The sequence below is a fragment of the Chitinophaga pinensis DSM 2588 genome (assembly GCF_000024005.1).
In the GTDB taxonomy this organism is placed as follows: Bacteria; Bacteroidota; Bacteroidia; order Chitinophagales; family Chitinophagaceae; genus Chitinophaga; species Chitinophaga pinensis.
In genome coordinates this window covers 7,272,165-7,285,010 of sequence record NC_013132.1, presented here as the reverse complement: position 1 = coordinate 7,285,010, position 12,846 = coordinate 7,272,165, and the positions used below count along the sequence as shown (strand labels likewise).

The 12,846-nt window shown below is 43.4% G+C and carries 13 protein-coding genes; 4 read left to right on the top strand and 9 right to left on the bottom strand.

The features are described from left to right. Window positions 1-81: 81 nt before the first annotated feature. Window positions 82-600 carry an ATP-grasp domain-containing protein gene (locus CPIN_RS37740; RefSeq protein ID WP_052306895.1) on the bottom strand — a complete coding sequence of 173 codons (519 nt, stop codon included), beginning with the start codon at window positions 598-600 and terminating at the stop codon, window positions 82-84. Further along, entirely contained in the window at window positions 542-796 is a 255-nt protein-coding gene (locus CPIN_RS28290; RefSeq protein WP_044219898.1) for a hypothetical protein, read from the bottom strand. Before CPIN_RS28290 ends, CPIN_RS37740 begins: the two co-directional genes overlap by 59 nt. 131 nt (window positions 797-927) lie before the next feature. On the opposite strand from CPIN_RS28290, the gene CPIN_RS28285 reads away from it, so the two are divergent. Beyond that, a complete protein-coding gene (locus CPIN_RS28285) occupies window positions 928-1,314 on the top strand; it encodes a hypothetical protein (protein WP_012793307.1) in 387 nt (128 codons plus the stop codon). 147 nt (window positions 1,315-1,461) lie between these two features. Here CPIN_RS28285 and CPIN_RS39700 read toward each other — a convergent pair whose 3' ends face one another. The 3 genes from CPIN_RS39700 to CPIN_RS28270 form a co-directional block, all read right to left on the bottom strand. Then, entirely contained in the window at window positions 1,462-1,743 is a 282-nt protein-coding gene (locus CPIN_RS39700; RefSeq protein ID WP_052306894.1) for a GNAT family N-acetyltransferase, read from the bottom strand. Between the two features lie 253 nt (window positions 1,744-1,996). Continuing rightward, entirely contained in the window at window positions 1,997-2,275 is a 279-nt protein-coding gene (locus CPIN_RS28275; RefSeq protein WP_012793303.1) for an Ada metal-binding domain-containing protein, read from the bottom strand. 116 nt (window positions 2,276-2,391) lie between these two features. After that, window positions 2,392-2,853, bottom strand: a complete 462-nt coding sequence (locus CPIN_RS28270; protein WP_012793302.1) for an ester cyclase — start codon at window positions 2,851-2,853, stop codon at window positions 2,392-2,394. Between the two features lie 269 nt (window positions 2,854-3,122). On the opposite strand from CPIN_RS28270, the gene CPIN_RS28265 reads away from it, so the two are divergent. Further along, complete coding sequence (locus tag CPIN_RS28265) at window positions 3,123-3,515, top strand: SMI1/KNR4 family protein (RefSeq protein ID WP_012793301.1); 393 nt, start codon at window positions 3,123-3,125, stop codon at window positions 3,513-3,515. Here the strand turns inward: CPIN_RS28265 and CPIN_RS28260 are convergent. The 3 genes from CPIN_RS28260 to CPIN_RS28250 all read right to left on the bottom strand — a co-directional run bounded on the left by CPIN_RS28260 (window position 3,512) and on the right by CPIN_RS28250 (window position 6,569). After that, window positions 3,512-3,739 (bottom strand): helix-turn-helix domain-containing protein, encoded by a 228-nt coding sequence (locus CPIN_RS28260; protein WP_012793300.1) that lies wholly within the window; start codon window positions 3,737-3,739, stop codon window positions 3,512-3,514. The two genes, CPIN_RS28265 and CPIN_RS28260, sit on opposite strands and share 4 nt — an antisense overlap. 3 nt (window positions 3,740-3,742) lie before the next feature. Continuing rightward, entirely contained in the window at window positions 3,743-4,222 is a 480-nt protein-coding gene (locus tag CPIN_RS28255) for a DUF2975 domain-containing protein (RefSeq protein ID WP_012793299.1), read from the bottom strand. A gap of 178 nt (window positions 4,223-4,400) precedes the next feature. After that, window positions 4,401-6,569 carry a pectate lyase-like domain-containing protein gene (locus CPIN_RS28250; RefSeq protein ID WP_012793298.1) on the bottom strand — a complete coding sequence of 723 codons (2,169 nt, stop codon included), beginning with the start codon at window positions 6,567-6,569 and terminating at the stop codon, window positions 4,401-4,403. 207 nt (window positions 6,570-6,776) lie between these two features. Here CPIN_RS28250 and CPIN_RS28245 point away from each other — a divergent pair, with 207 nt between their 5' ends. After that, window positions 6,777-8,771, top strand: a complete 1,995-nt coding sequence (locus tag CPIN_RS28245) for a glycoside hydrolase family 84 protein (RefSeq protein WP_012793297.1) — start codon at window positions 6,777-6,779, stop codon at window positions 8,769-8,771. Between the two features lie 72 nt (window positions 8,772-8,843). Here the strand turns inward: CPIN_RS28245 and CPIN_RS28240 are convergent, their stop codons facing one another. After that, the gene (locus CPIN_RS28240) at window positions 8,844-11,252 is read right to left on the bottom strand and encodes a leucine-rich repeat domain-containing protein (protein WP_012793296.1); all 2,409 of its coding nucleotides are present in this window, start codon (window positions 11,250-11,252) and stop codon (window positions 8,844-8,846) included. A gap of 474 nt (window positions 11,253-11,726) precedes the next feature. Here CPIN_RS28240 and CPIN_RS28235 point away from each other — a divergent pair, with 474 nt between their 5' ends. Beyond that, window positions 11,727-12,845: a 5-(carboxyamino)imidazole ribonucleotide synthase gene (locus tag CPIN_RS28235; RefSeq protein ID WP_012793295.1), complete on the top strand. Its 1,119-nt coding sequence runs from the start codon at window positions 11,727-11,729 to the stop codon at window positions 12,843-12,845. The last annotated feature ends 1 nt before the right edge of the window (window position 12,846 follow it).

Genomic DNA, 12,846 nt, shown 5'->3' with positions numbered 1-12,846 from the left:
ATACGTGCAAGGTTTTGAAATAGTTATATAAGGGAAGGCCCGGAATATAATTTCTGGGCCTCCCGGTATGCGTGATCTGCATTAGTTATTGATGGTGGCGCCTATAATACAATCTATCACTTTATCCGCCTCACAGTTATTGAGTCCGGCACCCCAGCAGGCATTAAACTCCAGAATAAACCAGCCGAGCTGTTCACTAAAGGCAATATCCACTACTACTACAGCGGGTAGTGCTGCCTGGTATTTAGCGATAAAATCGGCCAGAAAGAGCCGTCCGCTCACCAGATCTGCCGTTCCCTCATACAGGGCGATGTCCGCGATGTCGCCATTGCTGATATAGCCTCTTGCTTCCGCCTGTATATCTCTTATGATATCAGCTACCAGGATTGCTTCCGTATCCTGTAAACCCTGGGTAACGGCGTTAAAGTCTTCCGGTTTATGGAAGATGCCGGCCAGGAATAGTTTCGGAATAACGGGTTTGATAAACGCGGGGAAGTTGGTCGGCTGGATGTCCTTTATCTGTATTGCCCGGATACCCCTTTTAACCCAATTGGGTTCCAGTCTGGCAATCAGCGTATCGTCCAGAGAGCAGTTGTACATTATATATCTGCGCTAATACCAGGGCAAAGGTCTGGTTGCCGTAAATAGCAATCGGTTGTTGTGCCAGTATTTCGTCTTTGATCCAGTATTTTCCCAGGCGTCTGACGGAGCCACCTCTTTTCTGCCAGGTGGCAAGTACCTGGTCAAATTCCACATCTGTCTTTTCGGGTACCAGTAAGGTAAGGGGATTGTTCATATAGATAATCAATGCGATAAATATACAAAAGTTGTACAGATAAGCGGGACTGTTAACGCTATGCTAAACCTGTAAAACGGATTAAATCTTTTTGCATAAACGCTGTCAAATAATCATAAAAACCAGCAATCATGAAAAAGGTAATAATAGTATTAGTTCTGACAGCCATGGTGCAAGTAGCTTCAGCAATGCCTCCAATGCATGGAGGTGGATTCAGAGGGGGATTTTATCCCAGGACTACAGTTGTTGTAGGAGGCGGGTTTTATAATCCTTATTTCTCACCATTTGGTTTCTATTACGGAGCTCCTTATGGTTATCCGTATGCAGCCGCACCATATCAGCCAACTAAACTTGATATGCAGGTCGCAGATATCAGGAATGATTATGCGGACAAGATCGAGTCTGTTAAGCTGGATAAAAGTCTGACAGGTAAGGAACGTCGCGCACAGATCCGGACCTTTAAACAGGAACGTGACCAGGCAGTGCTGGACGCCAGAAGGAACTATTACAAATCATAAAAGAGCGCAATAGTTAAACACCGCAGGATGTCCTGCGGTGTTTTTTTAATACCGTTAAATGCCTCTATAATTCGAATGTAGCTTCGCTGATCTTCTATTTGCAAAACGTTCTCTGGCATCCTCTTTCCAGGTCCCAACATTGCCATGCTATTTTATATCCCTTTTTAGAAAGTATAGATGATACGATAAATCCTGCTCGTTGTAAACATTAAACCCGAATTTCTCATACCATGGTAAATTCTTTGTCGTCGATGTTTCTGAATAAACCGGCCGGTTATGCTTCATGCTGTATTCAATAAGCTCCAGTAATAGTTTACCGCCAATCCCTTTATTTTGCTCGTCAGGTTCAACGCCAATGAACCACAGATACGTCATTGGCACTTTAGGCTGGATACTCCCTAAAGAAATACCTCTCCAAATATCATACATATCTCAAAGAGTAAGCCATTAGTGCACGGACTCTATTTTTTCTTTGATGATCTTGTTGGACAATGTAATTGCCGCTTTGGTTTTCGTTGAATGAATGGGCAAGGAGGTCAACGATTTTCAGCTTGTCGCTTTTCAGGGCTCGTTTCATAGTGTCGAATTTATTGTATTATTTTGACCTCAAACAATATATGCCATAGGAATTTAAAGTTCTGATGTTAATGTTATCCTTGCGTTACTGTCTTCTTATCCCATGTCATCGTGTAATCTTACTTGTATGTTCTCTTTTCCAGTGTTCATATTTGTCTTTCATACAGTGACCGCAGGGTCTGTATCCATTTGTAGTGGCTTCAGCTTCATTTTTAAAGAAGACACGATTTTCAACTTCCATTCTTTTGCCTGAAGAACAGGTAAGCAATCCGTAGATTTTTCCTTTCTTATAACCAGCGAGCGTTATGTAACCTTTACGTATTAAAGGAATGATAACTTTTCTCCTTTCTTCGGAATTACTCCCCATATCTTTATGGTTAATCATATCATTCCGTTTTTATAGTGTTAGTAAGCTATACGCTTTGTCGCACTACTAACTTTTAATACTTTATGCATAAAAAAGGTCAGGTTAACCCTGACCTTTTTTTACATGGAATTTTCTTAAACAGTCTTTATCAAGCCCAGTTGAGTTAAAGCTGTAACACCGTCATCAAGTCCAATTTCTTCCACTATTTTTCCGTCGATTACTTTCAGCACAGTTGTACCCGTGAAGTGCATTTTTCTTCCGGTGGCTTCAGGCAAAGAGCCGGCAAGGAAATCGCCGAAAGCAATACCTGTATGTGTTCCACCACCTTCCCATTGTCCAACAACATAGTCGCCTTCAGCAATCAGATCTGCTGTGCCCCAAAAGTTCAGATCTGGGAATGCAGCGCGGAAATCGGTCATGAAAGCTTTAATGTCTTCACCACCTTTACGTGGTTCATGCAAGGAGTATTTCAACAGCATGTTCGGTGCGGCAATTTCATCTATGATTGAAAGGTCAACGGTTTCTCCCCAGAAGTGCGTAAACCAACGAACTACAACTTCTTTGTTCAGTTCTTCCTTTGTCTTTTGATTTTCCATTTTTTGAATTTTTAGATTGTTTGTTTTTTTCGTTTGATGAATCAAAAGTAGTCAGAACTGTAGTCGTAGAAAATCCGTTTCTTGCGGTCTTGTATTAATATTCAAAACTCAATATGTCGCAAAAAACGGGTTGGTTAATTGATGCAAACATCACTGAATGACCCGGTCCTTTTTTATTGTGCTGCTACAGTTAAATTAGTAGTGACAATTTTGAGTAGCTGACAAAGATTTATAGCTATCTTGGAATCGAAAACGTAAAGCGTAGCATAATGTTGAGAAAACTATTCGCTTTTTTTAACAAAGACATACGAGTTGTTAGCAGACTAACGATTTTAGAGAAGCTGCATAAAAGAAATTTGCCTAAAGTATACAAGGATTTTATGCTTCATGCAGGGGCGTCTGCTGACAATTATATGATAGGCTCAGAATGGCAGGCCAATAAATTGCATGACTTACAGGTATGGGCAGCAGAGCTATTAGAGGAAAATAACTTTAGGCCACTCCCGGCACATGCTTTTGTTTTCTGGATGCACCAGGGTTATCAGTTTGCATTTTTCATCTTAAATGGTGAAGATGACCCACCCGTGTTCTATTATCGTGAAGGACAAACAGAAACCGAATTTGTCAAAAGCTTTGAAAGATTAAGTGATTTTTATAGCTAGGGATTTGTTGTTCCTTTTTCGTCATTGACGTATTCCAGAATATCTCCCGGCTGACAATCCAATGCCCTGCAGATCGCTTCCAGGGTACTAAAACGAATTGCTTTTGCTTTTCCTGTCTTTAATATAGAAAGATTGGATAATGTCAAATCAACTCTTTCTGAAAGTTCATTTAGAGATATTTTTCGCTTTGCCATCATCACGTCCAGGTTTACAATAATAGGCATAGCTTAAATTGTTAAGTCATTTTCAGATTTCATATCGATGGCATTCTGCAATATTTTTTCAAATATTGCGGCGGCAGTTGCCACTACAACAGCGACAAAAGTAGTCACGATACACATAGCAAGAAAACCCGCAGGATCATCTTCTTTATCATGGGCTATCTTTATATATAGTCCTGCTAAGACAATTAAAGCACTTATTACGATGGCGCAGTACTTTATGCTCTTTAATGCTTTTACAGCATCCGAGGAGAAGACTCTATTTTGTCCGATGTAACCAAGTAGTCTGAATGCCTTGTATAGTGCCACAAAAAATGCGATTGATGTGGCATAACCATATAAGATGAACCCGTTAAAGTAAATACTAAGCAAGTCTAAGTTTGCAGCTCTTCCTTCAGTTAAGGGAAACCGGATCAGAATGGCAAGGGCCACAATGCCGATAAGCACGAGGACTGCCTGCAGAAATATGATCGAAATCCTTTTCATAATGATTTTAGGGATTTTAGTTTACACTGCAAACGTAATAAATATTTATTGATAAACAATAAATATTTAGTGAATTTAGGAAATAGGATGTAATCAATGTCTGTGACCGTACAAATGTAAAAGGTGGCTATTTGTCTTCAAATGGCCACCTTTTACATTATTAAACCTATTTTATCAGCTACTTCTCCATAACAATATATGCCGGATAGGAGGCCCGATTAGGTAAATCAAATGTCTCGTCGTAAGGTTGCGTACCTGTACCATTATTATATGAGGCTACCCGATTTACACCAGTCGCCGTGCTGCCACCTGTACCATTGACAACGTTCTGGATATTACCCGGACCAGCAAAACGGGTGGTACACATTTTTTCAAGTATCACCTTCGGACTATTAGGCAGCTCAAAACCATTCTTTTTATTCACGTTGCCATCAGTGCCTGTGAAAACTGCATAAGACCCCATTCCTATGCTATGGTGTTCTTTTACAGTATTAGCTACCTTAAATGCAGCATATCCTGGTACCCGACCTCCCTGACTGCTCCAACTTGCCTGATTGGGGGCATCGTATGGCGGTTCGTTTTGTAAGAAATAGGTGCGGCCACGCTCTCCCAGCCACAGTACCTCGTATTCCTGATAGTGTTCGGCAAAAAGGGCGTAAAGTGTCACATCATTACCAGTAACGATCAGTCCGTTTTTACAACGATCTCTAATCCAGCGTGCGTCTCCGCCACGTTGTGAACCATGGTCCGCGCGCCACAGCCAGAAATGGTCACCCACTACATTGTTGCTGTTTATTTGCATAGAGGCATGTATCTGAATGTTTTTTGACTGAACGCCGCCTACTCTGCAGGTGATGTCTGAAAGCAGGATAGGATTTACCGCATGATCAGCATTTGCACCTTCATTTCCAATTCTGATCTGATAGGTTGTACTATTAAATGAATCCATTAAAAGACCGGCAATGATAATTCCATCCTTATCGTCCGCATAGATACATCCCCAGGTGTTTTTCTCAGTAGGCTCCAGTGTTACAGATGCTATACCGGCGCCCAGGAGGATGGCCTCTTTTCTATTTACCTGGATAGGTGCATTCAAAGAATAATGTCCTGGTGTGAAGAATATATTTTTGCCGGCTTTAAGTGCCCTGTTGATTTCTACATCAGTGTCGCCTTCTTTGGTAACATACCAGTCGGTAAGCAGATCCTGGATTTTACCTTTACCCATATCTGCTTCCGACCAGGACAGTCCTACTCTGTCCTTTTGCCATGCCGGAACAAATACTTTGTATTCACCATCATCACCAATGAACAGGAACGGTTTTTCTCTGATAACCGGTGTAGCAGAAACAGGAGAGTTGGCATTATCCGCTGCCGGAGAGTTGACACAACCTTGCCATACCATATTGTATGAGCCACCCATGGATCCGGAACCTGAAGGGAAGACCGTATTCCTGGTGTACCATTGTTGTTGTCCGCCCCAGTTTGGTCTGGAGGATGTATAGTTAGCATCTGCAATGAAACCACCGCTACCCCAGAAATTGTTATTCCCGATATCTGAAATGTATTTCGACGTGCTTTCAATCTGCATTCTCCGCGCACTGGTTGACTGAGAAACTGTCCAGGAGAAATCCCGCATTACGGTCACATTCTCCATAGAACGCCAGAACGTACAGGTCGCATTTGCGCCACCTGAGAGGTGAGGTCTCGTAAATACAGCCCCCAGTTTAACAGCTGATGGTACTTTGCCCAAACCACCAATGTGGGAATAAAACCCTAATTCTATCGCATTAGCGGCTGCTGATGATGCAGAACCCGAGCCACCCGCATCGTAAGTCTGGCCCTCAACATTTGCTTTGAAATAATATGCCTGCCGCTTTGTGGTCCACTCACCATTTGGTCCGCCCAGACCAATCGTGTTAAAATGCGCATTCATTTCGTTTCGCGCCGTTGCGGCATTTTCATACTTTCTATCGTAGAAATACATCTTATCGCCAAACAGCTGCTTCTCCAGTGAAATGACTATTGTTATGGTGTCACGGGTAATTTTATAATAGTTTTCGTATTTGTCTGCATTAGGTTTATTATCTGTAAATGTCAATCTGGAAGTCGAACCTACCGACACAAAATCTGATGCCAGGCGGCTGCCTCCTCTTGTGATCACATAATTGCCCGAAGATCCGAATGCCGACCATGATAAGGTAATACTATGTTTCTTCTTGTTGTAAACAATCTTGTCTGTTATCTTATTCTCCTGTTGTTTTCCATCAGAAGAATAGGAGGGTACAAAACTGCATAGCATCAGCATCAACGTAAATGCTGTGAACGTGGAAAGTACTCTTGTACGCATAAGAAATATTCTTGTTTGATGATTGCTGTTGTTTATTAGAATATTGGGTTTTTAGGCATCACAAGATGGTAAATAATCTTTAACCTAGGGTATATCTAGAGGTTTATTTCCAAAATTTTTTCATCCCGCTTCGGTATTGTCCATTTTTTTTTTGATAGTCTAGTTACTATCTTACCGCCCATTACAGGTCATAAAATAGAAAGGACAATGAAAATGTTAGTTACTTGTTTCGCCGTAGCGATGCTATTCGGCGGTACTGCTGCTGCTCAGACGAATCAAAACGCTTATCAACCAGGTAATCCGTCATCAACAAGGGCTGTAACCTTGCCCGCGATTTTTCCTGCACCCGTATCTATCGAACTGGGGAGGGGCGCTTTTGTATTGGGTAAGTCTGTTGTACTGATTGTGCCGCCAGGTACCGACACCGAGAGTGTAACCCTGTTGCGGAGGATGTTGACGTCAGCAGGAGCAGCGACTATTGCGACAGCAAAGCAGCTGCCTCCGGTATTAGATCGTCCTTATATCATGCTCGGGACTACGGACGTAGCGATTGTGCGTGCAGCACTTACAAAGAAAGGGATCGTGCCTGATAATAACATGGAAGGATATACGGTTTCAAGTGAGTTAGTAGATAACGGTGCGCTGATCACACTGGCTGGCCACGATGCGGACGGTTTGTTTCATGCCGTGCAAACTTTTCGCCAGTTGCTGACACGTCCGTTTATTCCTTCGCTTGTTATTAAGGATCATCCGGCAATGCCCATCCGCGGAACAATTGAAGGCTTTTATGGCAAGCCATGGTCCATGACAGACAGGGAGAAACATCTAAGCTTCCTGGGGACTGTCAAAGCCAATACCTATGTATATAGCCCCAAAGACGATCCTTATGCCAGGGATCGCTGGAGAGATGCTTACCCGGATGCAACCATAACGGAGCTTGGTAAGTTGGTGGCAGCGGCGCGGAAGAATCATATCAATTTTGTATATGCTATTTCTCCTGGACCCTCCATCTGTTTCTCCGATTCCAGCGACCTTCTTACACTGGAGAGAAAGTTTAAAGCCCTGCGCTCAATAGGCGTGCGTAGTTTCTATGTAGCGCTCGACGATATTGAGTATACCAAATGGAATTGTGATCTGGATAAGACCACCTTTGGACCATCTGGTGCAGAGGCAGCAGGTATTGCGCAAGCAAGATTACTGAACAGATTACAGGCACACCTGAAATCCATTGATCCGACAGCGCCTCCGCTGATTATGGTGCCTACCGAATATTACGATGCGAAGGAGAGTCCGTATAAAGCAGCCTTGCGGAAAAATCTTGATTCACAGGTCGTTGTACAGTGGACAGGAACTGATGTTGTGCCGCCTGCTATCTCGGTTCCTGACGCGCGTGCAGCAACAAAAGCATTTGGGCGCAAGACGCTGTTGTGGGATAACTACCCCGTTAATGATTATGGAGAATCGACAGGGAGATTGCTGCTCGCTCCTTATTTAAAACGCGAAGCTGGCTTGTCAACAGAACTGGCAGGTATTCTGTCTAATCCAATGAACCAGGAGTCAGCCAGTCGTGTTGCTGTAACCGGAGTGGCCGCTTTTGGCTGGAATGATAAGGATTATGATGGAGAGCGGATCTGGATTGCGGCCGCCCGTGAACTGGCAGGTGGAGATGAACAGGCTACAACCGCCTTGCTGACCTTCTTTGATACCCAGCATATGGCGCCAACCTTTGGTAGTCAACCCTGGCAGGTGCAGGCGCCTAAACTGAAGGCAATGCTGGATGGTGTACAGGACGCGATTGCGAATGGCAATGATGAAACCAGGCATCGGGCTATTGCTGATCTGATACAACATGCAGCGGAATTTGCGGGTGCTCCCGATATCATCAGGTCCGGCACTGTAGATACCGCGTTTGCGCAGGAAGCCCGCCCATGGCTTGACGCTATGCAATTATGGGGAAAAGCGCTTCAGCTGACAGCCGCAGGGCTACAGGCTGCTGATCGTGGGAGCAATGCCGCAGAACGCTATTTTGCCAATGCTAAACGCTTCGCTGCACAGGCAGCTGCTATCAGGAGCATTCCCGGTGCTACCCGTTTTGACGGTCCGATAAAGCTGGCAGACGGTGTCCTGGATAATTTTATCGCAAATGCGCCTAAATTGATTGCATTTACTGCAGGAGAAAGAGCAAATGTTGCTGAAAAGTAAGCTGAATTGTTCAAATGATATGAGAATACAAAGGAGATCAATTATTGATCTCCTTTGTTATTATACCTGATATTATTTTTCTAACCAGGCTAAATAGTCTGCATTTGTTTTGAAGTCCTGGAAATCCACGAAATCAGGCGATTTTCTTAATATCCCCTTCACTGTCTGGTACGCCTCTTCCTTATTTCCCAGTTTTAATAATATCCTTACCTGGGTATCATAAATAAAATAGTAAGGCTCACTATCGCTATAAGGAATGGCTTTTTCAATGATGCGGAGTGCTTTTGTCAGTTCTTCTTCTGAATCAGCCAACACATGCAGATTCCAGGCTACCGAGTTAGCGGTAATACGGGTTACCTCCTCATGAAATGCACCCAGATTGGTGAAATGCCAGATCATTGCCGGCACCAGACTAAGCGTATGCAATCCATGTTCAATACTGTCCTTCATTAATTGCTGTAGCTCGTTTGCTGGAAATGAAGCTTTATGAGTGGAGGTTAAGTAACTGTACGCGTATACTTTCCCATAGTTTGCATACAGCAGGTTGTATTCATCCACCACCTTCCCCGAGCTAAAATAAGACAGTACTTCATCATACACATGTAGCGATTCCAGGAGTTTTTCCCGGTCGTTTTTGGTGCCCATCAGGACATTTGCTTTGTGCATCAGGGCATTCATAGCCTGCCATTGCAGCACATCTTCATTGTTTGTTTGTTCATCTTCAACCCGGTTATCGCGGAAGTCAATCGTACAGTCAGGTAGATTTCTGGCAATCTTTAGCCGTTGGCTGGTTGAAAGCCGGTTGTAACGCAGGTCCAGGTATTGTAAGTGCTTTAATGTGAAAAGTTCATCAGGTACACTGGTAAGGCCATTGAATGAAAGATCCAGCATCTTCAGCTGCTGTAAATTTGATATGCCCGCCAGATGTTCCACTGTCAGCGCTTCCCGCACGATGCCCTTTCGTCCATCGCCCCAAACCATATTGGGAACGATGGTTAATTTGTCCGCAAATTCCTGAAACCTTTCCGGATCATGGGACAGGTTCTCCTCTATCTCTTTAAACGCATCTTGTTTAATAAATGCTTCCTTGCGCTCACCATGCCGGTCAATATACAATGCTTCCAGGGTAGTGATTGCAAAGAATGATTTAAGTAAATGCTGTTTGGGTGAAGGACGGGTAGTGTAAGAAATCAACCCGTTGGCATGTAGCGTTTTCAGATTTTTTAGCCTCGACAGATCTGGTATTTCATTTAAATAACAGAGGCTCGCATCCAGGTCCAGTTCTTCCAGCTGTTGCAGCTTGAAAAAGCTTTCAGGAATGGTTTTGATAGAATTGCTGCCCATCAGCAATCGTTTTAATCCGGTCAGTTGCGTGAGTACCTCCGGAAAGTCTATAGGCGCAGATGTGGTACACTGATAGCAGGTCAGCTCTTCGAGTTTATTTAACCCGGCCACATTTGCAGGCAATCCAAACCCTGTATTATACGACACAGACAATGTCCGCAGAGAGGTCAGCGCATTGATAGTTTCAGGCAGTTGCAGACTATGGTTCCGGGCTACATTCAGTACCCGAAGCTGGCTTAATGTAAAAACTTCATCCGGCAGATTTTCTAAGCTGCATCTTTCCACATGCAACTCCTCCAGATTTACCAGGTCCTTTATTGATGCAGGTATGTTTTTTATAGGGTTATCACTCAGGATAAGTTTTTTTAGCGAGGTGATTTTGGTGACTGCCAGTGGAAATACTTTCAGCTTTTTGTCGGAAAGATCCAGCGTTTCTATGCTGTTCTCCTTACCTAATTGTTCTAATTCATCCAAAAGTATCAGCTTTGCCGGGCGTGCGCCTTCCTTTAAAGGAGACTTGCCCGTTTTGAGTACCTCTATAAATGCATAATGACTGAAGTTCCCTTTCTCATTAAACGTTTCAGGCGCCATTACACGCTCAAAGTCTTCTACCGTAAAATCATAGGCAAAAAAATCGTCCCGATCACTGAAGTAGTTGATCAGAATAGCTCCTTCCGGCTTCACAGATGTGCTATGATCCGAAATTAATATATAGGGTACGCGGGTGATACCGTCAATTGTAATGTCACCATGATTATAATTTCCGTCCAATGCATATTTTATATCTGCATCTCCGGTGATATAAATGAACTCGTCATAACTCTTAATGACCTCGCATTGAACATTCCCTAATACCAGCAAAAAGGGATAAGTATCTTCAGAAGGTTTTATTGTACCCGCTACCTGTAAGTTGCCATTTACAAGGATCAGGGTGTCTTCCACTCCACCGGCTACGCCTAGTGATGCCAATGTGTTTTCTGTCCATTGCTGGTCCAGGTCGCCGTCGATGGTGGTATCTCCATCCAATAGAAGGACGTTTTGAAAGGCTGTTTCGCTAAAGTTTTCGAACTGTTCCAGATGAAAGCGAAGCAATGCTTCGTCGTTACTAATGAGTTTTGGCAGGGGGGATGATGTCATTGGTTAAAGGGATTTACTAATTTTTAGCAGCGAAATTATTAAAAGCAAAGTATCATGTCATTGAACGGAAGGGGATTATAGCCTCGTGTAGATACTTTGTAGTGTAATAAAAGGAGTTGTTCACCTACATATCGGCCGAAGGAGAGAATCTGTATATGTTTAATGTGTCGTCTTTTTGAAAACGGCCCCCCTGACGGTCCTGCTAAGTAAATGGGTTTTGTTTCATAAGTGATTGATTTATAATTATAATTTACAGTTGGGGTTTGGTTTGTTTTTCGCAACCCATTATAAATGATGTAATTAAGAAGCTTGGGGCAATGTGGATGCCGGTTGTTAGTATTCGGGGACGGAAGTCTTATCTGACTTTCTATATATATGATATATGTTAGGTATATGCCAGGGGCCGTCCCATAAGCAGAATGGCATAGCCATCATTGGCAATAGTTTTATACCTTTGCATCCCAATTGAAGATTATGATTGAAAATTTGAAAGTAGGAATATTAGGAGGCGGTCAGCTCGGAGGTATGCTTATACGGCACGCTATAGACCTCGGCCTCAGCATTTCAGTAATGGACAAGGACCCAAATGCGCCTTGTGCACGTTATACTTCTTCTTTTGTCTGTGCCGATCCCAAATCGTATGAAGACGTGCTGGAATTCGGTAAGGGCCTCGACGTTATTACAATAGAAATGGAGGCAGTGAATATCGACGCCTTACGTGAACTCGAAAAACAAGGGAAAAAGGTTTTCCCGACTCCCGATACGATTAAAGTGATCCAGGATAAATTCACCCAGAAACAGTTCCTGCTGTCACACAATATCCCTGTAGTACCTGGTGACGCCATTGAGGATAGAAATGAGCTCTATAAATACGAAAATAAACTGCCGGGCTGTCTTAAAAAACGCCGCAACGGATACGACGGCTATGGTGTAATGGTGTTGAAATCAGGTGCTGACATCGCCACTGCTTTCGACGAACCATGTGTGCTGGAAGAATTGGTAGACATCAAACACGAAATTGCGGTTATCGTAGCCAGAAATGAGCATGGTGCTGTAACCTGTTATGATCCTGTGATGATGGTATTTTCTGAAGAGAAATTCGTACTTGAGTCTCAGGTAGCTCCGGCGCAATTAGCCGAAGGAATGCAGGAAGAAGCGACTCGCCTTGCGGAAAAGATAGCAGATGCGCTCCAGCTGGTAGGTATTCTGGCGGTAGAGATGTTTGTTACAAAAGATAACAGGATCTTAGTGAATGAACTGGCGCCAAGACCGCACAATAGTGGTCACCACACAATAGAAGCCAGCACTACATCACAATACGAGCAGCTGCTTCGCGCTATATTAGGTTTGCCATTAGGTGATACCAGTCTGCATTTACCTTCGTTGATGCTTAACCTACTGGAAACCGCTGCATTGGCTGCAAACAGAGTAGAAAAACTCAAAGCACTTTTGGATATACCAGGGGCACATTTGCACTGGTATGGCAAAAAAGGTAGCAGAATAGGCAGAAAAGTAGGGCACGTAACGATAACAGGTAGCACAATGGAAGCCATTGCTGTAAAAGCTGAAACCATTCGGGAAATTTTAAACTAAA